The organism is Corynebacterium lehmanniae (assembly GCF_043161975.1).
Taxonomy (GTDB): Bacteria; Actinomycetota; Actinomycetes; order Mycobacteriales; family Mycobacteriaceae; genus Corynebacterium; species Corynebacterium lehmanniae.
This window is the reverse complement of the sequence record NZ_CP170998.1, coordinates 166,229-189,283: the sequence shown is the minus strand read 5'-3', so window position 1 is coordinate 189,283 and position 23,055 is coordinate 166,229. Positions and strand designations below refer to the sequence as shown.

25 protein-coding genes and 3 tRNA genes are annotated in these 23,055 nt (G+C 64.6%); 14 read left to right on the top strand and 14 right to left on the bottom strand.

Features of this window, described 5'->3' with window-relative positions:
- Positions 1-6: 6 nt before the first annotated feature.
- Entirely contained in the window at positions 7-474 is a 468-nt protein-coding gene (locus ACF3NP_RS00930; RefSeq protein ID WP_181888956.1) for a ribose-5-phosphate isomerase, read from the bottom strand.
- A gap of 5 nt (positions 475-479) precedes the next feature.
- A complete protein-coding gene (locus ACF3NP_RS00925) occupies positions 480-1,097 on the bottom strand; it encodes a mycothiol-dependent nitroreductase Rv2466c family protein (protein ID WP_181888957.1) in 618 nt (205 codons plus the stop codon).
- A 33-nt stretch (positions 1,098-1,130) separates the two neighbouring features.
- Between ACF3NP_RS00925 and pepN the strand changes: the two genes are divergently transcribed.
- Entirely contained in the window at positions 1,131-3,524 is a 2,394-nt protein-coding gene (gene pepN / locus ACF3NP_RS00920) for an aminopeptidase N (protein WP_181888958.1), read from the top strand.
- Here pepN and ACF3NP_RS00915 read toward each other — a convergent pair.
- Positions 3,511-4,653 carry a cystathionine gamma-synthase gene (locus ACF3NP_RS00915; protein WP_392398830.1) on the bottom strand — a complete coding sequence of 381 codons (1,143 nt, stop codon included), beginning with the start codon at positions 4,651-4,653 and terminating at the stop codon, positions 3,511-3,513. The two genes, pepN and ACF3NP_RS00915, sit on opposite strands and share 14 nt — an antisense overlap.
- Positions 4,654-4,717: 64 nt before the next feature.
- On the opposite strand from ACF3NP_RS00915, the gene ACF3NP_RS00910 reads away from it, so the two are divergent.
- Positions 4,718-5,674 carry a mechanosensitive ion channel family protein gene (locus ACF3NP_RS00910; RefSeq protein WP_392398829.1) on the top strand — a complete coding sequence of 319 codons (957 nt, stop codon included), beginning with the start codon at positions 4,718-4,720 and terminating at the stop codon, positions 5,672-5,674.
- Complete coding sequence (locus tag ACF3NP_RS00905; protein ID WP_269028440.1) at positions 5,658-6,071, top strand: globin; 414 nt, start codon at positions 5,658-5,660, stop codon at positions 6,069-6,071. The genes ACF3NP_RS00910 and ACF3NP_RS00905 overlap by 17 nt, the downstream gene beginning before the upstream one ends.
- Here the strand turns inward: ACF3NP_RS00905 and ACF3NP_RS00900 are convergent.
- The 5 genes from ACF3NP_RS00900 to ACF3NP_RS00880 form a co-directional block, all read right to left on the bottom strand.
- Positions 6,068-6,694: a hypothetical protein gene (locus tag ACF3NP_RS00900; protein WP_392398828.1), complete on the bottom strand. Its 627-nt coding sequence runs from the start codon at positions 6,692-6,694 to the stop codon at positions 6,068-6,070. The genes ACF3NP_RS00905 and ACF3NP_RS00900 overlap by 4 nt on opposite strands.
- Positions 6,695-7,099 (bottom strand): acyl-CoA thioesterase, encoded by a 405-nt coding sequence (locus ACF3NP_RS00895; RefSeq protein ID WP_181888963.1) that lies wholly within the window; start codon positions 7,097-7,099, stop codon positions 6,695-6,697. It lies immediately after the preceding gene.
- Between the two features lie 9 nt (positions 7,100-7,108).
- Complete coding sequence (ettA, locus tag ACF3NP_RS00890; protein ID WP_392398827.1) at positions 7,109-8,779, bottom strand: energy-dependent translational throttle protein EttA; 1,671 nt, start codon at positions 8,777-8,779, stop codon at positions 7,109-7,111.
- A gap of 115 nt (positions 8,780-8,894) precedes the next feature.
- Positions 8,895-9,536: a single-stranded DNA-binding protein gene (locus ACF3NP_RS00885; RefSeq protein ID WP_301614723.1), complete on the bottom strand. Its 642-nt coding sequence runs from the start codon at positions 9,534-9,536 to the stop codon at positions 8,895-8,897.
- Between the two features lie 167 nt (positions 9,537-9,703).
- Positions 9,704-11,686 carry a cytochrome c oxidase assembly protein gene (locus ACF3NP_RS00880; protein WP_392398826.1) on the bottom strand — a complete coding sequence of 661 codons (1,983 nt, stop codon included), beginning with the start codon at positions 11,684-11,686 and terminating at the stop codon, positions 9,704-9,706.
- Positions 11,687-11,741: 55 nt separating this feature from the next.
- Between ACF3NP_RS00880 and ACF3NP_RS00875 the strand changes: the two genes are divergently transcribed.
- Positions 11,742-11,815: transfer RNA gene (locus tag ACF3NP_RS00875), tRNA-Arg, on the top strand.
- 96 nt (positions 11,816-11,911) lie between these two features.
- Here ACF3NP_RS00875 and ACF3NP_RS00870 read toward each other — a convergent pair.
- Both ACF3NP_RS00870 and ACF3NP_RS00865 read right to left on the bottom strand, forming a co-directional pair.
- Positions 11,912-13,105, bottom strand: a complete 1,194-nt coding sequence (locus ACF3NP_RS00870; protein WP_392398516.1) for an IS481 family transposase — start codon at positions 13,103-13,105, stop codon at positions 11,912-11,914.
- Positions 13,106-13,407: 302 nt separating this feature from the next.
- Complete coding sequence (locus ACF3NP_RS00865; RefSeq protein ID WP_392398825.1) at positions 13,408-13,596, bottom strand: PspC domain-containing protein; 189 nt, start codon at positions 13,594-13,596, stop codon at positions 13,408-13,410.
- 369 nt (positions 13,597-13,965) lie between these two features.
- On the opposite strand from ACF3NP_RS00865, the gene ACF3NP_RS00860 reads away from it, so the two are divergent.
- From ACF3NP_RS00860 to ACF3NP_RS00830, 7 genes are all read left to right on the top strand, one after another.
- Positions 13,966-14,091 carry a hypothetical protein gene (locus ACF3NP_RS00860; RefSeq protein WP_267465814.1) on the top strand — a complete coding sequence of 42 codons (126 nt, stop codon included), beginning with the start codon at positions 13,966-13,968 and terminating at the stop codon, positions 14,089-14,091.
- A 231-nt stretch (positions 14,092-14,322) separates the two neighbouring features.
- Positions 14,323-15,708: an MFS transporter gene (locus tag ACF3NP_RS00855; RefSeq protein WP_269952800.1), complete on the top strand. Its 1,386-nt coding sequence runs from the start codon at positions 14,323-14,325 to the stop codon at positions 15,706-15,708.
- Positions 15,709-15,875: 167 nt separating this feature from the next.
- Positions 15,876-16,316 carry a hypothetical protein gene (locus tag ACF3NP_RS00850; RefSeq protein ID WP_392398824.1) on the top strand — a complete coding sequence of 147 codons (441 nt, stop codon included), beginning with the start codon at positions 15,876-15,878 and terminating at the stop codon, positions 16,314-16,316.
- On the top strand, positions 16,313-16,633 hold the full coding sequence (locus tag ACF3NP_RS00845) for a transcriptional regulator (RefSeq protein WP_392398823.1): 321 nt from the start codon (positions 16,313-16,315) through the stop codon (positions 16,631-16,633). The genes ACF3NP_RS00850 and ACF3NP_RS00845 overlap by 4 nt, the downstream gene beginning before the upstream one ends.
- Before the next feature lie 10 nt (positions 16,634-16,643).
- Positions 16,644-17,450, top strand: a complete 807-nt coding sequence (gene cmrA, locus ACF3NP_RS00840) for a mycolate reductase (RefSeq protein WP_392398822.1) — start codon at positions 16,644-16,646, stop codon at positions 17,448-17,450.
- Positions 17,451-18,080, top strand: coding sequence for an oligoribonuclease (orn, locus tag ACF3NP_RS00835; protein ID WP_392398821.1), 630 nt, complete (start codon positions 17,451-17,453; stop codon positions 18,078-18,080).
- A gap of 47 nt (positions 18,081-18,127) precedes the next feature.
- A tRNA-His gene (locus tag ACF3NP_RS00830) sits at positions 18,128-18,203 on the top strand.
- A 149-nt stretch (positions 18,204-18,352) separates the two neighbouring features.
- Here the strand turns inward: ACF3NP_RS00830 and ACF3NP_RS00825 are convergent.
- Positions 18,353-19,516 (bottom strand): L,D-transpeptidase, encoded by a 1,164-nt coding sequence (locus ACF3NP_RS00825; protein ID WP_392398820.1) that lies wholly within the window; start codon positions 19,514-19,516, stop codon positions 18,353-18,355.
- Positions 19,517-19,749: 233 nt separating this feature from the next.
- On the opposite strand from ACF3NP_RS00825, the gene ACF3NP_RS00820 reads away from it, so the two are divergent.
- Positions 19,750-19,822, top strand: a tRNA-Lys gene (locus tag ACF3NP_RS00820).
- A 103-nt stretch (positions 19,823-19,925) separates the two neighbouring features.
- Positions 19,926-20,492, top strand: coding sequence for an isochorismatase family protein (locus ACF3NP_RS00815; protein WP_392398819.1), 567 nt, complete (start codon positions 19,926-19,928; stop codon positions 20,490-20,492).
- Here ACF3NP_RS00815 and ACF3NP_RS00810 read toward each other — a convergent pair.
- The 3 genes from ACF3NP_RS00810 to ACF3NP_RS00800 form a co-directional block, all read right to left on the bottom strand.
- Positions 20,489-21,142: a DUF305 domain-containing protein gene (locus tag ACF3NP_RS00810; RefSeq protein WP_392398818.1), complete on the bottom strand. Its 654-nt coding sequence runs from the start codon at positions 21,140-21,142 to the stop codon at positions 20,489-20,491. The genes ACF3NP_RS00815 and ACF3NP_RS00810 overlap by 4 nt on opposite strands.
- A 100-nt stretch (positions 21,143-21,242) precedes the next feature.
- Complete coding sequence (locus tag ACF3NP_RS00805; protein WP_392398817.1) at positions 21,243-22,109, bottom strand: class F sortase; 867 nt, start codon at positions 22,107-22,109, stop codon at positions 21,243-21,245.
- Positions 22,110-22,136: 27 nt separating this feature from the next.
- Positions 22,137-22,412: a DUF3618 domain-containing protein gene (locus ACF3NP_RS00800; RefSeq protein WP_181888980.1), complete on the bottom strand. Its 276-nt coding sequence runs from the start codon at positions 22,410-22,412 to the stop codon at positions 22,137-22,139.
- 85 nt (positions 22,413-22,497) lie between these two features.
- On the opposite strand from ACF3NP_RS00800, the gene bcp reads away from it, so the two are divergent.
- On the top strand, positions 22,498-22,983 hold the full coding sequence (gene bcp, locus ACF3NP_RS00795; RefSeq protein ID WP_392398816.1) for a thioredoxin-dependent thiol peroxidase: 486 nt from the start codon (positions 22,498-22,500) through the stop codon (positions 22,981-22,983).
- The last annotated feature ends 72 nt before the right edge of the window (positions 22,984-23,055 follow it).

Sequence of the window (23,055 nt, the reverse complement as noted above, 5' to 3'; positions counted from 1 at the left end):
CGCAGCTTACGGCAGCTCGGGCGCGACGCCGGTGCGCTCGTACTCGGCGAGGATGTCGATGCGGCGCTGGTGGCGTTCCTCTTCGCTCCACGGCTGGGACACGAAGGCGTCGACAATTGCGAGCGCCTCTTCCTCGGTGTGCATGCGGCCGCCGATGCCGATGAGCTGTGCGTTGTTGTGCTCGCGGGCGAGCTTCGCGGTCTCTTCCGACCACGCCAGGGCGCAGCGCGCGCCCTTGACCTTGTTCGCGGCGATCTGCTCGCCGTTGCCGGAGCCGCCGAGCACGATGCCCAGCGCACCCGGGTCCGCCACCACGGCCTCAGCGGCGGCGATGCAGAACGCCGGGTAGTCGTCCAAGGCGTCGTACTCGTGGGCGCCGCAGTCGGTCACCTCGTGGCCCTGGGCCTCAAGGTGGGCCTTGATCTGGTTCTTGCGCTCGAATCCGGCGTGGTCTGCTCCAAGGTAAATACGCATGGCGTTTAGCGTACCTGGGGCATCTCCGTGCGGGTGCGCTTGAGTTCGAAGAAGTACGGGAACTCCGCCAACCCAACCGCGTGATCGAACAATGCGCCGGCCTCTTCGCCTTCCGGCACGCGGGTGATCACGGGCCCGAAGAACGCGTTGTCGCCGAGCTTGACCACCGGGGTGCCCACGTCGTCGCCGACGGCGTCCATGGCGGTGGCGTGGAAGCCGCGCAGCAAATCGTCGCAGTCGGACGTGTTGGCCACCTCAGCGAAATTTTCCGGCAGGCCCACCTCCGCCAGCGCCTTCGCGATGATCTCGTCGTAGGCGCCGTCGCCCTTCTTGCCGCCTTCGCCGCCGGCGTGGATCATCGTGCCCATCGTGGTGTACAGCTCGTCGACCTTCTCGGGCTGCTCCTCCTTGACCTTCGCGAACACGCGCGCCGGACCCCAGTTCGCTTCCATCATGGCGGCGTAGTCTTCGGGGATGTCGCGGCCGTCGTTAAGCACTGCGAGCGACATGGGCACCCATTCGACCTCGATGTCGCGGACCTTCTCCACCTCTTTGATCCAGCGGGAGGTCTGCCATGCGAACGGGCAGGATACGTCAAACCAAAATTTCACTTGTTCCGTCATGGCGCCCACGATAGCGCGTGTAGGCTGCGGCAGATGAAGACTAATTTGACTCGCAAGGACGCGCAGGCGCGCGCCGAACTGATTTCCAACGTCCGCTACGACATCGCCGTGGACATCACCGGGGCGGAAGAGTTCACCACGGTGAGCACCGTGAACTTCGATTCGAAGGCGGGCACCACCCACTTCGACCTGGTGGCGGCAGGCTTCGAGGCCACCCTCGACGGCGATGAGACAGGCCGGGAGCTTTCGCTTAGCGACGGCGCCCACACGCTGGTCGTCACCTCCCACGACGCGTACAACCGCACCGGCGAGGGCCTGCACAAGTTCACCGACCCGGTGGACGGCAAGGACTACCTGTACACCCAGTTCGAGCCGGCGATGGCGATGAAGGTGTTCGCCGGCTTCGACCAGCCGGACCTGAAGGCCACCTACACCGTCAGCGTCAAGGCGCCGGAGCGCTACACCGTGATCCTCAACGAGGCGGTCGAACGCACCGATAACGGCGACGGCACCTCCACCTGGACCACCACGATCGACTACCCGCTGTCGACCTACCTCATCGCGATCTGCGCCGGCGAGTTTGAGCGCATCTCCGACACCTACGACGCCGGCGACGGCCGCACCATCGAGCTCGGCCTGTACGCCCGCGCATCGCTGATCCCCCACATGGATTCGGAGCGCATCTTCCGCCAGACCAAGGAGGGCTTCGACTTCTACCACGCCAACTTCGGCCGCACTTACCCGTTCGGCGACAAGTACGACCAGGTGTTTTGCCCGGAGTACAACATGGGCGCGATGGAGCACGTCGGCTGCGTGACGTACCGCGACGAGTACATCTTCACCTCCGAGCCCACCCCGTACCGCCTGGAGCGCCGCAACGACACCATCCTGCACGAGATGGCGCACATGTGGTTCGGCGATTTGGTCACGATGCAGTGGTGGGACGATTTGTGGCTCAACGAGTCCTTCGCCACCTGGTCCGCGGCCACCGCGCAGACGGCGATCGGCGAGTACGCGGATGCGTGGACCACGTTCGCGTCCGTGGAGAAGGCGTGGGCGTACCAGCAGGACCAGCTGCCGTCCACGCACCCGATCGCCGCGGACGCCCCGGACATCGAGACCGCGGAGCAGAACTTCGACGGCATCACCTACGCCAAGGGCGCGTCGGTGCTGAAGCAGCTGCAGGCGTACGTGGGCTACGAGGAGTTCTTCGCCGGCGTGCGCAAGCACTTCGACAACCACGCCTACTCCAACGCCACCTTCGCGGACCTGCTCGGCGCGCTCGAGGAGGCGTCGGGCCGCGACCTTTCGGGCTGGGCCGAAAAGTGGCTGCGCACCACGGGCCCGTCGACGCTGCGCCCGGAGATCGGCGAGCGCTTCGCGGTGCTGCAGGAGGATCCGCGCCCGCACCGTGTGCGCGTGGGGCTCTACAAGCTTGTCGACGGCTCCGTTACCCGCGTCAAGCAGATCGAGACCGACATCGACGGCGAACGCACCGAGATCCCCGAGCTCGCCGGCATCGAGCACGACCTGGCGATCGTCAACGACGACGATCTGACCTACGCCAAGATGCGCCTGACCCCGGAGCACCAAAAGTTCGCGTTGGAGCACATCGGCGAGATCGAGGATTCCCTGGCGCGCACCCTGATCTGGTCGTCGCTGTGGGAGTCGGTGCGCGACGGCGAGCTGGCCGCCCGCGAGTTTGTGAAGCTGGTCGCCGCCCACGCCGCCGCCGAAACCCACCCGAGCGTGCAGGAGCGCCTGCTGGCACAGGCCACGCAGGCGGTGCGCCAGTACGTCGACCCCGCCTGGGAGGGCGAGGGCATGGACCTGCTCAACGCCGCCTTCCGCGGCGCGGAACCGGCCGCCATCTTCGACCGCGCACTGGCCCGCCTGACGCCGACCGAGGAGACGATCGCCTACTTCAAGGAGCTGCTCCAGCATTCCGACAACCAGGAGGTGCGCTGGCTGGCCATCACGAACCTCATCGCCGCCGGCGCCCTGCCGCTGGAGGCGGCGGAGAAGGAGCAGGACAACACGTCGGAGGGCGCGATTTCGCGTCTGCGGGCGAGAGCTGTCGTCGATAAGCGATGGGCTTGGCAGAAGCTTGTGGAAGACGACCTGACCAACCTCGAAGCCCGCTACCTCATGGACGGGCTGACGTTCACCTACGACGGGCTCGAGGGGCTGACCGACGAGTACTTCCGCGCCGCGCCCGCGCTGTGGGAGCGGCTGACCAACGAGATGGCGCAGCGCACCCTCGAGGGCATGTACCCGCGCTGGGATGTCACCGCCGGCGCCGTTGACAAGGCGAACGCGCTGCTGGGCGGCGACGCCCCGGCCGGGCTGAAGCGCGTCATCGCCGAGGGCCAGGACCGCATCGCCCGTGCGGTGCGCAACCGCGAGGTCGACGCTACAGCTGAGTAAGCGCCTGCTCGAGGTCGGCGATGAGGTCGGCCTCTTCCTCGATGCCCACCGAGATGCGCACGAGCTCGCCCGGCACCTCGAGCGCGGAGCCGGCGACGGAAACGTGCGTCATGGTGGCGGGGTGCTCGAGCAGGCTCTCCACGCCGCCTAGGGACTCCGCCAGGCAGAACAGCTTGGTGGACTTGCAGAAGGTTTTGGCCTGCTCGGTGGTCTGGAACAGCACGGAGACCATACCGCCGAAGCGGGTCATCTGCTTGCTTGCGGTTTCGTGGCCCGGGTGGGTCTCCAGGCCCGGGTAGCACACGCGCGCGACCTGGGGCTGGGCATCCAAGAACTTTGCGACGGCTTCCGCATTGTCGCAGTGCTTGTCCATGCGCACGGAAAGCGTCTTCAGGCCGCGGCCGGTGAGGTACGTGTCGAACGGGGACGGGTTCGCGCCGACCCAGCCGAAGAAGAAGCGCAGCTGCTCGTGGAAGCCGGGCACGCGGGAATCGTCGCCGCAGACGATGCCGCCGACCACATCCGAGTGGCCGCCGATGTACTTCGTCGTGGAGTGCACCACCACGTCCGCGCCGAGTTCGAACGGCTTTTGCAGGTACGGCGAGGCGAAGGTGTTGTCCACTACCAGCGCGGCCTGCTTCTTCACGGCGGCGATGGCTTCGATGTCCACGATGTCCAGCATCGGGTTCGTCGGCGTTTCCACCCAGATGGCCTTGGTGTTGTCCTTGACGGCCGCGGCGACCTCTTCCGGGTTGGTCATGTCCACCACGGTGTTTTCCACGCCCCACTGCGTGAAAACCTGCTGGATCAGGCGGTAGGTGCCGCCGTAGGCGTCGTTGGACACGACGATGTGGTCGCCGGGTTTGAGCAGGATGCGCAGGATGACGTCGATAGCCGCCATGCCCGAGGAGTAGGCCACGGCGTACTCGGCGCTCTCCAGCGCCGCGACGGCCTTTTCCAGCGCGGTGACGGTGGGGTTGCCCACGCGGGTGTACTCGTAGCCGCCGCGCAGCTCCGCCAGCCCGTCCTGGGCGAACGTGGTGGACGCGTAGATCGGCGTGTTGATCGGCCCGTACAGGCTGTCGGGTTCGTAGCCGGCGTGAATGGCGTCGGTAGCAAATCCAGTCATGCCCACAGACAGTAGACCAAGCGGTTCATTCCGCGGGCATTTTTATGCACTAGACTCGCTCCCGATGAAAGCGCAAACAGATACTGCAGAAAAGGTCGACGAGGCCGTCGACGGCGTCACCAACTGGTGGAACGACCCAGCCACCCACGAACTCGTGGTGGAACGCCCCCTGAAAATCCTGCTGATCATCGTGGTCGCGCTGGTGCTGAGCTGGGTGGCGCGCAAGGTGATCAACCGCGCCACCCGTCACGGCATCGAGCGCACCCCGTTCATCGCCCCCACCGTGGAGGACACCCCGCAGTACCGGGCGCAGGAGGCCCGCCGCCAGCAGCGCATGAAGACGTTGGGCAACGTGGGCCGTTCCGTCGCGGCGATTGTGATTTGGACGTGGGCGATCCTCGCCGTGCTGGATCAGCTGGGGGTGAACGTCGCGCCGTTGATCGCGTCCGCCGGCGTGGTCGGCGTGGCCATCGGTTTTGGTGCGCAGTCGCTGGTGAAGGATTTCTTCTCCGGCATGTTCATCCTCATTGAGAACCAGTTCGGCGTGGGCGACACCATCCAGGTCGGCGACATTGTCGGCGAGGTGGAGGAGATGTCGCTGCGCATCACTACGCTGCGCGACATCGACGGCGCCCTGTGGCACATCCGCAACGGCGATATCGAGCAGGTGGGCAACCACTCTGCGCGTTTCTCCACGGCGCGTCTGCAGATCCCGGTGTCGGTCATGGCCAACCCGGACAAGGTCTCGCGCGTCATCGAGGAAACCGCAGTCGCGGCGTGCGAGGACCCGGAGATCCGCGATCTGGTCATGGGCACGCCGACGATGCTGGGTCCCAGCGAGTTCAACCCGACCTACGTGTCGTTCCGCCTGAGCGTGACCACGATGCCGGGCGAGCAGTGGGGCGTGGCCCGCCACCTGAACCACCGCATCCTGGCGGCGCTGCACGAGCAGGACGTGGTGCTCACGGCGATGGATTCTGTGCTTGTAGAGATGAAGGAGAGCAATGGAGATCGGTCCTAAGCAGGAGCAGACGCTTTACGACGCCGTCGGTGGCGACGCGTTCTTCCACCGCCTCGTCGAGGGCTTTTACACGCAGGTCAAAGAGGACGACCTCATCGGCCCGATGTACCCGGACCAGGATTGGGACGGCGCACAGGACCGCCTGCGCTGGTTTTTGGTGCAGTACTGGGGCGGCCCGCGCACCTTCCAGGAAAAGCGCGGCAACCCGATGCTGCGCAAGCGCCACTTGCCCTTCGCCATCGGTGAGGCGGAGGCGGACCGGTGGTTGGAGCTCATGGGCAATTCCATGGAGCAATTTACTGACGACGAGCTGCCGCCCGCCTACCGCGCCCAAATGTGGAACCACATGCAGCGCGTGGCCTACATGATGATCAACCAGGGCCCGCGCGCGTACTAAAACAGCAGGTTCGGCCGGGTGCTGCGGTAGACGGAGCCGAACGGCGCGTCCAAGCGCACCCAGCTGCCGGAGGTGGCAACGCGCAGGTGGCGCGGGATTTCGGCGGGGGCCTCGAAGCCGGGGATCAGCCCGAGCGAGGTGCAGGCGAAGATCATCCGCATGGGGATCTCCACCGGGTTGTCGCTGTCGGCGTCGGCGGTGAGCACTACCCCGTCGAGAAGTGAGCGCGGCGGGCCGGCCGGGCCGGAGAATTGGCGCGCCAGGTTGCGGCCCTCGTCCGCCAGGCGGCGGGCGACGCCGATGGGGACTTCCTCGCGGGCGATGAAGCCGCTGGCCGGCGGCAGGGCCCCGGGCCAGGCGGCGTCGCGGGCGGGGCCGACCTCGGTCGCGCCGGACTGCAGCGCGTCGAGCAAATCGCGAGCGCTGACGGTGGCGCCGGGGTGCGTGGTGGAGCCGGAGGTGCGTCGAGAAGCAATGGCATCAAACGGCGTGGTCACGAACACGTCGAGCTGGCCCTCCCCCACCTCCTGGATGCGCGCGGAGGCCTGGGCGTCCAGCGCGAGCGCGCGCGAAAGCAGCGCGGTGAGCCCGCGCGCGCCGCGCTCGATGCGAACCTCGACCACTTAGGCCCCGGCCGTTTGTGACAGGATGCCGATCTCTTTCTGCGTGATCTCGCGCGGCGAGGTCGTGGTGGTATCCACCGTGACCTGCACGCAGTCGATGACGCAGCAGACCTTGCCCTGCGCATCCTTGATTTCCTGGCGGGTGGTGAACGACGTGTTGCCCACGTTGGACACCTGCGTCTCCACCGTCACCTCCGTGGTGTTGGGCAGGATCGGGCGGACGTAATCCACCTCGAGGCGGCGCACGAACACCACGAACTCGTGGCCCTGGGAGAAGAAGAACTCCTGCGCGAACGCCAAGCGCGCCTCCTGGGCGAGCTCGATGTAAGCGGAATTGGTCACGTGCCCGTAGCGGTCGAAGTCGCTCCAGCGCACCGGGATTGTGTGGACGTGGATCTCAGCCATGGTGTGCTCCTAGCGGGTGAGCTTGCGGTGGGTGACGCGCGACGGCTTCGCGGCCTCTTCGCCGAGGCGCTCGACCTTGTTGGCCTCGTAGTCGCCGAAGTTGCCTTCGAACCAGAACCACTTGCCTTCTTCCACGTTGCCTTCCCAGGCGAGGATGTGGGTGCAGGTGCGGTCCAAAAACCAGCGGTCGTGCGAGATCACAACGGCGCAGCCCGGGAAGGCCTGCAGCGCGTTTTCCAGCGAGCCGAGCGTCTCGACGTCCAGGTCGTTGGTCGGCTCGTCCAGCAGGATCAGGTTGCCGCCCTGCTTCAGCGTCAGCGCCAGATTCAGGCGGTTGCGCTCGCCGCCGGAGAGCACCTTGGACGGCTTCTGCTGGTCCGGGCCCTTGAAGCCGAAGGCGGACAGGTAGGCGCGCGACGGCATCTCGTTTTGGCCGACGTGGATGTAGTCCAGGCCGTCGGAGACGACCTCCCAGACGGTCTGCTCCGGGTCGATGTTCTCGCGGTTCTGGTCCACGTACGAGATCTTGACGGTGTCGCCGACCTCCACGGAGCCGGAATCGGCCTCCTCCAGGCCCACGATGGTCTTGAACAGGGTGGACTTACCCACACCGTTGGGGCCGATCACGCCGACGATGCCGTTGCGCGGCAGGGTGAACGACAGGTCCTTGATCAGCACGCGGCCGTCGAAGCCCTTGTTCAGGTCCTCCACCTCGACGACCTTGTTGCCCAGGCGCGGCGGGGTGGGGATCTGGATTTCTTCGAAGTCGAGCTTTCGGTACTGCTCGGCCTCTGCCGCCATCTCCTCGTAGCGCTCCAGACGGGCCTTGTTCTTGGCCTGGCGGGCCTTCGGCGACGAGCGGACCCAGTCCAGCTCCTTCTTCAGGCGCTTCTGCAGCTTCTGGTCCTTCTTGCCGGCGACTTCGAGACGCTCGGCCTTCTTCTCCAGGTAGGTGGAGTAGTTGCCCTCGTAGGGGTAGAGCTTGCCGCGGTCGACCTCGCAGATCCACTCGGCGACGTTGTCCAGGAAGTAGCGGTCGTGGGTAATCGCCAGCACGGCACCCGGGTAGGTCTGCAGGTGCTTCTCCAGCCACAGGACGGATTCGGCGTCGAGGTGGTTGGTCGGCTCGTCGAGGAGCAAAAGGTCCGGTTCGCTCAGCAGCAGTTTCGCAAGTGCTACTCGACGGCGCTCGCCACCGGACAGGTTGGTCACCGGTGCGTCGGAAGGCGGGCAGCGCAGTGCCTCCATGGCCTGCTCGATCTTGGAGTCGATCTCCCACGCGTCGGCCGCGTCGAGCTCTTCCTGCAGCTTGCCCATTTCTTCCATGAGCTCGTCGGAGTAGTTCGTCGCCATCTCCTCGGCGATTTCCTCGAAGCGCTGCTTCTTCTCAAACAGTACGCCGAGGCCCTCCTCGACGTTGCCGCGCACGGTCTTTTCCTCGTTCAGCGGCGGCTCCTGCAGCAGGATGCCCACGGACGCGCCCGGCTGGAGGAACGCCTCGCCGTTGTTCGGCTGGTCGATGCCGGCCATGATCTTCAGCAGCGACGACTTACCGGCGCCGTTCGGGCCCACGACGCCGATCTTGGCGCCCGGGTAAAACGCCATGGTGACGTTGTCCAGGATGACCTTCTCGCCGATGGCTCGGCGGACATTTTTCATCGTGTAGATGAACTCAGCCACTACGAATCCCCTTTGTTAGTGCGGAGGTAAATACCGCACTTAGGGTACATGACGCACACGCGCGCCCCACCGCTTCCAAGGCGCGCTGGAAGCGGCGGGGCGAAGGCTGCGAAAACTAGAAGGGCGCGCCGCCGGTGGCGGCGAGCTCCTCCCCTGCTCTGTCTGTGTCGGTGTCGGTGTCGGCGTCGGTGCGGGTGACCCCGTCGACGTCTTCGGCGCTGACGCGGCGCTCCTCCACCTCCGGTGTGTCCGCGAAGCTGCCCCAGCCGCCCTTGGGCTCAGTGTCGTCGGCGTCCTCGCCGTTGAGCTTCCGGTTCAGCGCCTTGGCGTCCATCGGCTTGGGCATCTCGTGGCCTTCGAGCGTGTTACCGGAAGCGGACGTGCGCACCGAGTTGACCTGGTAGCGCGCGAGGTCGAACGCGACGTGGCGCGCCTTGAGCGTGGTCTTGGAGCGCAGGGCCACCTCGCCCTTGTCGTCCTTGCCCTCCCAGTACTCGTGGACCAGCTTGCCGATCACAATCACCGGGAAGCCCTTGCGCAGCGACGCGCCAGCGTTGACCGCGAGCTGGCCCCAGCACTCGACGTCGACGTAGAACTGGTTGTAGTCCTGCCAGACGTCGTCGCCGTTGTCGTTCTTTTCTTTCTTCACGTCCGAGGTGGCCACGCGGAAGCGCAGCACTGCGTTGCCCGAGTTGAAGGTTTTGAAGTACGGCTCGGCGATCAGGTTGCCGAGCAGCGTGTAGTCGATGTTGGCCATTTCAAGGCCCCTTTCTGCATGCGTGCGGATGGTGTGCGGTTGCGGGGGCGGGGAGCTCGTCGATAAGCAATTGCCCCCTGCGCGAGCAGAGTCGCACGAAACGCAAGGCAGAAAAAGGGGTCGGCCAAATTGTGGATAACTTAACCTGAGAAATTCACAATCCGCAGCTAGCGGCCATGAATTTGCGAAAGCATCTCGTTGTAGCGGCGCCATTCCTCGTCGTCGGTCTCCTCCGCGCGACGGTCCGACTCGGCCGTTTCCGCCTTATCCTCGCGCCACCAACGGAGGAACAGCTCGCCGAAGACGATCACCAGCGGGAAAGAGCCGGACGCCCACGCGATGCCGCCGCCGTCCTTCTGCACGGCGAGCAGGTCCGGGTTCCACGGCAGCTCCAGCGAGCGGTAGAACTCCTCGCCCATCACGGAACCGAGCTGCATGAGGTACACGCCCATGAACAGGTGGAACGGCATGGACACCCACAGCCACAACAGGCGCACCTTCGCGGTGGGGCGGCCCTCGATCTCGTCGGGGCCGATGAGCTCCCAGAAGTAGAGGTAGCCGGAGATAAGGAACGCGGCGTTCATGATGACGTGGCCGGCGTGCTCGGAGATCATGAGCTCGTAGAACGGCTGGATCACGTACATGGCGTAGAACACCACCAAAAACTGGATGGTGGACACCGGCGAGAACGTCACCGCGCGCAGGAACTTCGAGCTCTGGAAGCTTTCCGCCCACAGGCGCGGATTGAACTCGCCGGCCGGGTACGCCTCGCGCACGAGCGTCAGCGGCGCACCGAGCACCAGGAACACCGGCACGCCCATGGACAGGATCATGTGCACCGTCATGTGCGCGGAGTAGGAGGCGGGCATGTGCATGCCCATGCCGGAGCTCAGCGTGACGATGACCATCGCGCAACCGGCCAGCCACCACAGCGTGCGCGCGACCGGCCAGCCATCCACCCGGCGGACAAGGTGGAGGTAGTACGCCGCCAGCAGGATCGCAATGACGCTGAACAGCAGCTCCGGGCGCCAGGTAGTCAGCCAGTTCGTCCAGGTCAACGGCTCGGTGAGGTTGTAGCCCATCTGGATCTGCATGCGTGTCAGATTCGGGTCCAGCGGCGGCGGGGGCGGGGTGCGCCCGAGCGTGACGGCCAGGCCAGCAATCGCCGCCATGATGAGCACCTCGCCCGCGGCAAGTCGGGTGAACGCCCTGGGCTGGGTGTCGAGCTGTGGGATGGTCCGCTCGCGGTGCACGTAGCCGATCATGCCGAGGACGACAATGCCGACAGTCTTGATGATCAGCACCCAGCCGTAGCTGTACTGCGTCAGGTCCTCCAGGCGCACCCGCACCAGCGCGTTGACCACACCGGAGATAGCCATGGCCAGGATGGAAAACAGCGCGATGCGGGAGTAACGCTGGGTGGCGGCGGTGAGGCCGGGGCCTCGTCGTAAAGCATGTGCGACAAGCGCCATCAGCCCGCCGACCCAGAGCAGCATGGCTACCAGGTGCCAGATCAGCGAGTTGGTGCCGAAGTCGTGCGCGCCGCCGGTGGCCGAGTGGCCCGTCAGCGCGATCGGCATGACCACCACGATCGCGCCGACGAACAGCCAGACCTGGGACCACCAGCTGGTCGCGGTGTAGGCAAACGCCGCGACGACGGCGGCGAAGACGGCGACGATGAGCCACACGCGCGCGTCCGCCACCTGGTCCAGCGCCTGCGACCATGCGGCTGCCTCGAACAGGACGGTTTTGAGCGGCTGGCCGGAGACGTCCGAAAGCACCAGCGGGATCATGGCGAGCCCGATCAGCGCGATGCCCGCGCTGGCGTGGGCGCCGGTCCGCGAGGCGAGGTGGCCGTCGACGGTCAGGCGGGCGCCGTTGAGGTCTTCTTGGGTCTGCTTCGGCGGGATGAGGAAGGCAGAGAGCAAAAACGAGCCCGTGGCCAGCGCCATGAGCAGCCACGCGACGCCACGCAGCGCCGGCAGCCCGACCGTGGTGGCCGCGCCCGGATCCGGGATGCCCAGTTCCGCGAGCGAGCCGCCCGAGAACGCCTCCCCCACCGCGCCGGCGACAACAGCCGCGATGGCGAACGCGGCCAAATACAGCGGCCAAGCGGGGGCGACGGTGCGGGTGCGTGCAGGTGCATTCATGCCGCATACCCTACTTTCGCGCCTGGCTGAGCCATAACTACAATCAGCCGGTATTGCCCCCATAGCTCAGTGGATTAGAGCATCCGGTTTCTACCCGGCTGGTCGCGGGTTCGAATCCTGCTGGGGGCGCAAATGTCATGAGTCGCGTCATGCTTGACGCCTGAGTCGCGACATGCTGGACGGACCGGCATCCCAGTTGTTTTTATTCTGGGGTGCCGGTTTTGTTCATTTGGGGCGAAGTGGTGGGTCACCGTGTTTCCAGTAGGCCTTTTGGTAGTCGCGGGCGGTGTCGATGTAGTGCTCGGTGATGACTTCTCCGGTTTCGGCTAGTGATGTGATGACGTGGTTGTCGGTGATGACCATGAGAATTTTCTTGTGTTTGTAGGCGCGTCCGATGCCGAGGTGGAAGAGTTTGCCGGCGTAGCGCACGGTGACTTTGCCGTTTTTGTCGACTGTGTCGTTTCGGGTTCGCCATTCTTCTTTGGGGTTGTCGTTGGGTGTGGCTTTGACTCCGGTGGTGTATGCCTGCTGCGGGGTGCGTCTGCCCAGGGCGCGGTGGGGCCGGGTGCAGTTGTAGTATTGGCGAAACTCATTGAGGAGTTGTTGCAGCTCAGCAACTGTTTGTGCTGTGGGTCGGGCCTTGATCCATTTTTTGAGGGTTTGGTGGAACCGCTCAATTTTTCCTTGGGTTTGGGGGTGGCCGGGCCGGCCGTTTTTCTGTTGGATTTTGTGTGCGACGAGCACTTTTTCAAACGCGTTTCTTCCACCTTTGCGCCCGGCTAGGCGGGCGGTGAACACCAAACCGTTGTCCGTCAGCGTGGATGCTGGTGGGCCGTACGCGCCGATCAGGCGGGTGAGTTCGGCGGCGACGGCGGGGCCTGTAAATGCGGCGGCCGCGGTGATTGACAGCAAGTATCGCGAGTGGTCGTCGAGGAAGTCGAGGACTTCGACTCGTGTGTTGTCGGCGAGGAAGAGGTGGGTGATGTCGGCTTGCCAGCATTCGTTGGGCATTGCGGCTTCGAAGCGGATGTAGGAGCTTTTTGGCTTCTTTTGCGGCTGCGGGGTGATCAAGCCTTCTTTGGTGAGGATGCGGCGGATCGTTGAAGTTGACGGGGCACGTTTGCCGGCCTGTTCGAGGTGGTAGGCGATGGTTTCGGGTCCTGCGTCGAGTCCGTGCCGGGTGAGTTGCTTGCGGATGCTGATGATGTCGTTGCTTAGTGCTTCCGGGATGGCGTGCGGGTGGGTGTGAGGGGCACGCGATTTCGGTGCGATTGCCTCGGCGCCGCCTGCGTCGTAGGCGTTGAGGATCTGGTGGACACGTTGGCGTGAGATGCCAAAGCGCTTGGCGACGCTGGTGGGTGTGCCGCCTTGGTCTCTGACGGCTCTGACGATGGCGAGGTTGCGGTTGGGACTGTTCATAGCGTCAAACATGTCCCGACTCACCAGTCAAGCGTCACCGACACGGCTGAGGTAACCCTAAGTGTCAACAATGACGCGACTCACCTGTCAAGGATCACAACGCCTTCCGCAGGCACACCCCGTCAAATATGTCGTGACCTCAGGCACTGCTGGGGGCGCAAATTGCCACCTTGAGCAGGCACTTTACCGAGCAGGGCGACGCACTAGGGCCAAACATCCCGGCGGAAGCTAACGGTTACCACTAGGCAGAATGACCAACAAACCGCGCAGATTCACCTAGAGTGCGACCGACGAATGGGCACTCAATATCGTGGGTAGATAGCCCACTGCAATAAGTAGACGAAAACCATGGGTAGCCCGCAGAGACAGGCAATCACGTAAATGGTCCTGACCGTGTCGGCGGAGGTTCCGTATGTTTCGGCTACTCCAGCACAGACCCCTGCTATGAGCTTGGCCTCCTCGACTCTGTGCCATTTTTCTCGCTGGGGCATTACGAAGTCCCTACTCAAACGTTTGTGTTCACAACGGTTCCGAGACAGATTCCGTGACGGTGTGCTCGAGTTGCATCGTAGCCCAGCTTTCCCCGCTGAGGTCGCACAACAGCCATGACGCACGCTACTGTGAGCTTCGGACGCATTGCGGTGCTCCACTTCCGAGGCTCGTGCGAAAGCGCGAGCTTTCGTGCATTTTAAGGGAAGAATGCACATCGGCTACTTCGACGGGTTCGGCACAATGGCGCCATTTCCAAGTGGCCCGTTTGGACGCTTTTTGCCTGGACAGAGGAGTTTTCGGCGTGATGTGCGGGTTTGTGCATACAGTCGGTGGGGCAGATTTCCCCTACCCCAAGGAGGCCCTAAACCATGACTGACCCGAAGAACTCCCCGGTCAACGAAGACAGCATTGAGAACCTGTCCGACCCGGACGCCGACACGTCCGTGCAGGAGACCGGCGAGGACAACGACTTTGAAGCGGACGGCCGCGACTAGGCACGTCCAGCGAAAACCGGCCCCGCGTTTGTAGCGGCGGCCGGTTTTTGTACGAATCGTCCGCGCCAAATCCTGACCTGGGGGTTTGCAAACCGAAAATTGGCGGAATTGTCGATTCGTGCACAACCCGCCCAGAGCGCCGCACCGTTTTGGAATAGCCGTCCCACCATGTGGTACATTCGTCCGCACACTGATATTCAGTTCCCACACAGTGGAATGAAAGGACGGGCGATGACAACCAGCGTCGAACACCACCCCACTCCCCAACCGGCGGCACCCGCCGCGCAGATTAGGGAGACCACCCCGGAGGAGCGCCGCCGCGTCCGACTCGCCTCCACCATCGGCACGACGATCGAGTTCTACGACTTCTACGCGTACGCCACCGCCGCCGTGGCGGTGTTTCCGTTCCTGTTCTTCCCCAAGTCGGAGTCCAGCACGGTTGCGCTGCTGTCCTCGTTCGCCACCTTCGGCCTGGCGTTCATCGCCCGCCCGCTCGGCTCGGTGCTGTTCGGCCACTTCGGCGACAAAATCGGCCGCAAGGCCACCCTGGTGGGCGCGCTGCTGACCATGGGCATCGCCACCTTCGTCATCGGCCTGTTGCCCACCTACGCACAGGCCGGCATCTGGGCGCCGGCGCTGCTTGCCCTGATGCGCTTCTGCCAGGGCCTGGGCCTCGGCGGCGAGTGGTCCGGTGCGGCCCTGCTGTCCACTGAAACAGCTGCTAAGGGACGCCGCGCATGGGCCGGCATGTGGCCCCAACTCGGCGCGCCATTCGGGTTCCTGCTGGCCAACGGCCTGTTCCTGATCCTGGTGACGGTCCTGGGCCACACGTCCGGCGACTTCGAAGGCGCGTTCATGGCCTGGGGCTGGCGCGTGCCGTTCCTGCTGTCCATCGTGATGGTCATCATCGGGCTGTGGGTGCGCCTACAGGTTGAGGAAACCCCGGTGTTCCAGCAGGTGGAGCAGAACGACCAGAAGGCCGCCTCCCCGCTGGCCGAGGTGTTCAAGACCGCGTGGAAGCCGCTGATCCAGGGCACGTTCATCATGGTCGGCTGCTACACGCTGTTCTACATCGTGACCACCTGGTTCCTCTCCTACGGCATCGGCTCCGCCGAGGAGGGCGTGGGCCTGGGCATCGCATACCCGACGTTTTTGAAGCTGCAGCTGGTGTGCATCTTCGGGTTCATGCTGGGCATCCCGGTCGCGGCGCACCTGGCCGACACGTACGGACGACGCCCGACGCTGGGTCTGACGTCCGTGGCCATCATCGTCTACGGCCTGTGCTTCAAGTGGCTGCTCAACCCGGAGACGTTCACGATGGTCTCCCTGGGCATCTTCCTGTTCATCGGCATGATCCTGATGGGCTTCATCTTCGGCCCGATGTCCGCAATCCTGCCGGAGCTGTTCCCCTCCAACGTGCGCTACACCGGCTCGGGCATCGCCTACAACGTATCCTCCATCCTCGGTGCTGCGATCGCCCCGTTCATCGCCACGGCGCTGAGCTCCAACTACGGCCCGAAGGCGGTGGGCTACTACCTGGTAGTCGTCACCGCGATCTCGCTGGTGGCCATCCTCACCGCACCTGAGACCAAGGACCAGGAGATGCACGAAATCTAACGCGTCGTACAAAACCTGAACTCGGGCGGCTTCGGCCGCCCGTTTTTCACGTCACCGCCCCGTCAAACGCCCCCTGAGTTCAGGTTTTCACCGAGGCCACCAAACGCGCACACCTCCACCACCCAAATCTCTTGCTTTCCACTCCGGAAAGTGACACACTTGCAGACATGGAAAGCAACAAGCCGCCGCAAACGCAAATCTCCAAGGAAGAAGCCCGCGCCGCCCTCGAGCAAATCGACGGGATCGAGCACGAATCGCAGCGCAAACACACCCCGGCGTGGGCCTACGCCATCCTCGGCACCAGTTTCGGCGTCACGATCGCCGGCACGATCATCGGCTGGAAGTACTGGTGGGTGCTGTTCCTGCTCATCGGCGTCGCCTGCATCGCGCTCGCGATCTGGGACAACAACCGCAACGTGCGCCCCAGCATGAAGCAGCCGATCCAGGAAGACCCCAAGACGAACTGGGCCGCCGCTCTCGCCCCCGCGTTCATGATGCCGCTGATCTGGTTCGTCCCCGAGGGCAGTGTGGTCGGCGGGGTCATCGCCGGCGTAATCACGGCGGTCATATTCACGGCCGTCATGATCCACGAAAGCAGGAACCGATGAACGCCCCGGCCATCGACCCCGTCATACATCCCCTGGCGCGGCTGAAGATTTGTGCGGCGCTGTACAGCGCGGGAGCCGTCGAGAAGCAAACGTCCCGGCACGAGATGCGCTTCAGCTCGCTGAGAGAGAAAACTGACCTGTCAGATTCGGCCCTGTCGAAGCAGCTGGCCACGCTGGAGGAGCACGGCTACGTCACGCGTTTCCGCGAGTACGGCTCCACTCGCGCGAAGGACACGGTGTGGGTCACGCTCACCGCAACGGGCGCGCAGGCCTTTGAAAACCACACGGCGGCGCTGCGTGAGATCGCGGGCGGGTAGATTCGTCCCCATGAGTTTTCCCGCACCTGCACCCGGCGCGTTCGCGCTGATCACCGGCGCGAGCCAAGGCATCGGCGAGGCCATCGCGCGCCAGCTCGCCGCTGAGGGCCACAACCTCATCCTCGTCGCAAGGCGCCAAGAAGTCCTACAAAAGCTTGGCGACGAGCTCTCGCTCGCCCACGGCATCGACGTCGAAATCTTCGCGGCAGACCTGTCCAAGGCGCGCGATGTGGACGCGCTGGTGAAGCACATCAACGACCGCACGGTTTCGATCTGCGTGAACTCGGCGGGCATCGCCAGCTTCGGGCCGTTCATGGCCCAGGACTGGGAGTACGAGACGAACCAGTTCAACCTGAATGCCACGGCGGTGTTCCGCATCACCAAGGCGGTGCTGGACCAGATGGTGCCGCGCGGCGAGGGCGCGCTGTGCAACGTCGGCTCCGCGGCCGGCAACCTGCCGATCCCGAACAACGCCACCTACGTGTTCACCAAAGCAGGCGTGAACCAGTTCACCGAGGCGCTGCACTACGAGCTCAAGGACTCGGGCGTGCACGTGACCCTGCTTGCCCCGGGCCCGGTGCGCGAGGCGTACATCCCGGAGGAAGAGCAGTCCATCGTGGACAAGGTCGTGCCGGATTTCCTGTGGACCACCTACGAGTCCTGCGCCGCCGACACCATCAACGCGATGCGCAAGAACCGCCGCCGCATCGTGCCCGGCCCGCTTTCGAAGGCCATGGACGTGGTGTCCAACTACGCCCCGCGCGGGTGGCTGCCGCCGATCATGGGCAAGTTCTACGCACAGATGGGAGAGGAATAGATGGACATCGCTGCCAAGGACAACCGCATCGTCTGGGTCGACCTGGAGATGACGGGCCTGGACCCTTCCCGCCACGTCATCGTGGAGGTCGCCGCCCTGGTCACGGACGCGGAGCTGAACATTATCGACGAGGGCGTGGACCTGGTCGTGCACGCCACCGACGCCGAGCTCGCCGAGATGGACGACTTTGTCACGCAGATGCACTCCGACAACGGACTGCTCGATGACATCAAGGCGTCCCAGGTCAGTCTGGCGGAGGCGGAGGATGCGGTGCTCGGGCTCGTCGAGAAGCATTGCGATCCTGCGCATCCCGCTCCCCTTGCGGGCAACTCGATCGCCACCGACCGCACGTTTATCAGAGCGCAGATGCCGCGCCTCGATGCGGCACTGCACTACCGCATGATCGACGTCTCCACGGTCAAGGAGCTCTCCCGCCGCTGGTTCCCCAAGGCGTACTTCAACCAGCCGCAAAAGGGCATGGCGCACCGCGCGCTGGCGGACATTGTGGAGTCCATCCGCGAGCTTGATTACTATCGACGCTCCGTGTTCGTGCCCTCCCCCGGGCCCGACACGGAGGCCGCCGTGGAGGCTTCCGCAAGCGCAACCGACGCCTACCAGCCGTTTTTGTGAAAACACGGTGAGGGGCTAAGGTAGATCCCGCTGCAAAAACAGCGATGGTGGCTGTAGTTCAGCTGGTAGAGCACCAGGTTGTGATCCTGGGTGTCGCGGGTTCGAGTCCCGTCAGCCACCCCAAAGTTCAAGGCCTGGCCCGCAGAAATTCGCGGGCCAGGCCTTAGTTGTTGGCGCCTGGTTTGTCCCCGGCTGGCCCCTCCCGTTCGGCCACGGGTATGCCGTTTTAGCAATGTGGCAAATATTTGCCACATTCCAAAACCAGCACACCCCTACTCGTACAGCGGCTCACCGGAACCGCCGGAGCGCTGCTCCCAATCGAGGTTCCAGTACCCCAGGCCGTCGTAAGGCGTGAGCGTGCCACCGGCGGTGTTTTTCACCACCACCGGGTCGCCGCGCTTGACAAAGTTCTGGAACCACTGCGCGTTGTCGTATGAGGCGTTGATGCAGCCGTGGGACTGGTTGTAGCTACCCAGCGCGCCAAGCGCCCACGGGGCGGAGTGCACGTAGATGCCGGAGTAGGACAGCTGCGTGGCGTAGTCCACCGGCGTGACGTAGCCGCCGGCGTCCAGCGCGAGACCGTAGGTGCGCGAGTCCATGGTCAGCTTCTCGTGCTCGTCGCCGACCACATACACACCGTTCGGGGTGTCGTGGACGTTGTCGGTGCCCAGGGAGATCGGGAACTCCTTGACCAGCTCGCCTCCCGAGTAGACGCGCATCATCTTGTCGGCGTTGTCCACCACGGCCTCCACGTTGTCGCCGATGGTGAAGTTCGTCTCGCTGTCCTCGCCGCCGTAGACGCCCTTGCTCAGCTTCTGGCCGTAGATGTCCACCTTCACGCTGACTTCAGTGCCGGGCTCCCAGTACTCCTTCGGGCGCCAGCGCACCTCGTACGGGTCCAGCCAGAAAAACGCGCCTTCGGTGTCGTTGGAGGTCTCCACATCGATGTGCTCCTCCATCGCCTTCGTGTCCTGGACGGGGCTGTCGAAGCGGATGGTCACGGCCTGCGCCACGCCGACGGTCGCACCGTCCAAGGGGCCGACGTAGGCGTTCACCGTCGCGTCCGGGGTCAGCGTGGTAAACGAGGAGACCACCTTCTGGCCCTCCTTGTCGCGCGCCTCAACCGTGTAGGTGCGGCCGTAGCCGAGCGGCTCGGCGACGGACCACTCGGACTTGTCGCCGTCGAACTCGCCCTCGATCTCCTTGCCGGCCTCGTTGGTCATGGTCACCGAGGACAGCCCCGCGGCGGCGGTCACCGTGATCGGGTCCAGCGGCGCGACACCGGTCTCCCCGTTTGCCACGTTGACCTTCGGCGGGCGCGGCGAGGCCTTTTCGGTGGTTTTTTCCACCAGGGAGGCGTCGGAGGTGTGCGCGGCCGGCTCCAGCTTGCCTGCGTCCCCGATGGTGCACGACGCCAGCGTCGCTGCTGCAGCCACCAGCGCACATACGCTCACCACTCGACGGACCACGGCAAACCCCTCACACAACTACTGTTTATCAATCCCCCATACTCTATCCCCTCACCAGCCAAAGTCCACTATTCTCATAGGTGTGTTTACGCACATTGCCTATCGACGATTTCTCGCCCCTGACCAGCCGATTTCACGCTGAGCAGAGTGGGTGCTACAGTTTCTTTTCGTTGCCGAGAGCAACGGAGAAAACAAAATACGCGCCATTAGCTCAATTGGCAGAGCAACTGACTCTTAATCAGTGGGTTCGGGGTTCGATTCCCTGATGGCGCACAATGCGCGGCGAGGCCAGCAGGAATTCTACCTGCTGGCCTCGTTTTGTTCTGTATTTGCCCATTGCGCCCGCTGCCCGCCCCCTGAGAGTAGGCTTAAGCCCATGAAGACAGCATTAGTGATCGTGGACGTGCAGAACGACTTCTGCCCCGGCGGCGCGCTGGCCACCGCCCGCGGCGACGAGGTGGCGTCCAAAATCGCCGAACTGATCTCTACCGCGGACAGCCGCACCCACGACTACGACTGCATTGTTGCCACCCAGGACTGGCACATCGACCCGGGCGCGCACTTCTCGGACGCGCCCGACTTCGTGGATTCGTGGCCGCCGCACTGCCGGGCCGACTCCTACGGCGCGCAGATCCGCGGCCCGGTGAACACCGAACTGATCGACCAGTTCTTCAAAAAGGGCCACTACACCGCCGCCTACTCCGGCTTCGAGGGCGTCAACGCCGACGACGAGTTGCTGGCGGACTGGCTGCGCGCGCAGGGCGTTTCCCACCTGGATGTTTGCGGCATCGCCACCGACCACTGCGTGCGCGCAACCGTCCTCGACGCGCTGAAGGAAGGCTTCAAGGTCAGCGTGCTGCGGGCAATGTGCTCGCCTGTCGACGACAAGCGCGGCGCCGACGCCCTCCAGGAGATGATCGACGCCGGCGCGGAACTGGTCTAGCTCTCGTTCGGCGTGTAGCCGAGCATCTCCTCCATCTCGCCCATCTCGGCGGTTTGGACGTCGACCATCTGCTGCGCCATCTCGCGCAGCGGGCCGTAGCCGCCCCGGTCGATCTCGTCCTGCGTCATGTCGATGACGTGGGCGTGATGGAAGTGCATCATCTCCAAAAACGCAGTGCGAAGCTCGTCGCCGGTTTTTGATTCGAACTCTGCGAGCTGCTCCGTGTGGAACATGCCGTTGGCGATGTGTTTGGAGTGGTGCTCCATGTCGTCCTGGATGCCCCACTCGTCGGCCCAGACGCGCATCTGCTCGTTCTCGCGCTCCTGGCCGTCCTTGATGCGCTGCGCAAGGTCGCGGACTTGAGCGTCGTCCACGTCCGAGGCCAGTAGGACGTCCGACATGTCGATGGCCTGCTCGTGGTGCGGCACCATCATCCCGAGGAAGTGGACGTCCACGTCGTTGTAGCCCGCCTCCCCGTCGGCGGAAGTGGAGGTCTCAGGCGAAAACGCGGCGCGTATCGACGGCCCCGCGAACGTCAGCACCAGCGCCAGCGCCGCAATCAGCGCCACCGCGATCCACAGCGGCTTCTTGCTGGGCCGCATCTGTTCGAGTTCCGGATCGTGCGTAGTCTGCGCGTGCTCATTCGTCATTGGTATGCCCTTTCTCGTTCTGTTTGAGCGTAACCCAAAAACCGCGCCGACACACTGCGTTTTGTGCAGCGCATCGGCGCGGTAGGAATGAGAACTCGGGCTAGGCCGCAGGCGGTGCCGGCGGCGCGACCGGCTCCGCGATGGTGATGATGTTGTCGGCGTACCCCAGCGCCCCGCCGACGAACTGGCCACCGCAGGTGATCAGCACCAGGCGGTTCGGGCCGGTGGCGTCGTTGACCTCCGGCGGGAAGTCGGAGCCCTTCGGCAGCCGGTACGGCGCCTGGGTGACGCGGAAGGTGCGCGGCGTGCCGTCGATGAGCACGTCGAATTCCTGGCCCACCGCCATGTTGGCGAAGCGGGCGGCGTACCCGGTGCCCTGGCCCTGGTAGTTGATGTGGCCGGTGATCACCGAGGACCCGACGGCACCCTCTGCCCCCGGCACGGCCGAGGCGGAGTACCAGCCCAGGCGCGAGACGTCCGACGGCGGGATCAGCGCGCCAGCTTCCGTCAGCTGCACCGGATCCACCGCGGCGATTTCCCCGCCGACACTCAAGGCCATCCCCTCGATGCCGTCGAACTGGCCCGGCGCAGCCTCGTACTGCACCTCCTGCTCGCCCTCAGGGTCGACGTAGCCGCCCTCCGTCGGCACAGGGGTCTCCTCGCCCGGCTCCTGCTCCGTCGCGCCCTCAGGGGCCTCGCCTGCCGACGGCGCCACACTCTCCCCCACCGGCGCCTCACTGGCGGCGTCGGTGTCAGCGGGCTCGTCGTCGTTGTTGCGGAACGCGAAGATCGCGAGCTGCAGCAGCACCAGCGCGATTGCGATGATGGCCACGATCGGCCACCAATTGCGGCGCTGCTGCGTCTCCTCGTCGTCGCTCAGGCCGTCGAGCCTGTCGTCCTGCTTATCTTCGAGCCGGTGCTTTCCGCGGCCCGGTTCGGGGGTGCTGCCAGAGATGGAGGTGGACATGTGCGGGGGTTACCTTTGGTGCGTCGATTAGCGGTTGGCCAGGAGCTTCTGCAGTTCCTTGAGCTCGCTCTTGCGCTTGCGGCCGTTGTAGGCCTTGATGCTGATCAGGACTGCGATACCGGCAACGACGCCGCCGATGACCTTCTGCACCGTCTCGTCCTGCAGCCAGTTGGCGGCCTCGGACTTGGCGTTGCCGGCCAGGGTCTTCGGGTTGGTTCGGTCCGCGAGCTCGTCGAGGGTGCTGGCGAGCTGGTTGCGGGTGCGCTCGAGGTCGCGTTCGATGTCGTGGATGTCACGTGCCATGGGAAATTGCTCCTCAGATTGTTAAAAGTTTTGTCGTTCGGCGTTTCCGCCGCCGAGGTATCAGCTTAGTGTAAAACGGGGTGGTATGACTGACTCCATCCGCCTAGATACCGGCGACACCGCCCCCGAGTTTGCACTGTCCAACGACCGTGGCGAGACCGTCTCCTTAAAGGACTTCGCTGGCTCCCGCGTGATCGTGTACTTCTACCCCAAGGCCAACACCCCGGGCTGCACCACCGAGGCGTGCGATTTCACCGAGAACTTCAGCCAGTTCGATGACGCCGGCGTGAAGGTCCTCGGCATCAGCCCGGACAAGCCCGAGGCGCTTGCGAAGTTCCGCGCGGACCACGACCTCACCGTCGAGCTGCTGTCCGACCCGTCGAAGGAGACCCTGGAGGCCTACGGCGCGTTCGGCGAGAAAAAGAACTACGGCAAGGTGGTCCAGGGCGTCATCCGCTCCACCTTCCTGGTATCTGTGGACGACGCCGGCAAGGGCACCATCGAGACGGCCCAGTACAACGTGAAGGCCACCGGCCACGTGGGCCGCATCCTGCGCGACTGGCACATTTAAGCTTTTCGACGACCAAAGGCCCCGCACGCCCATTCGGGTGTGCGGGGCCTTTTCGGTTATGCCCTGCGGGCT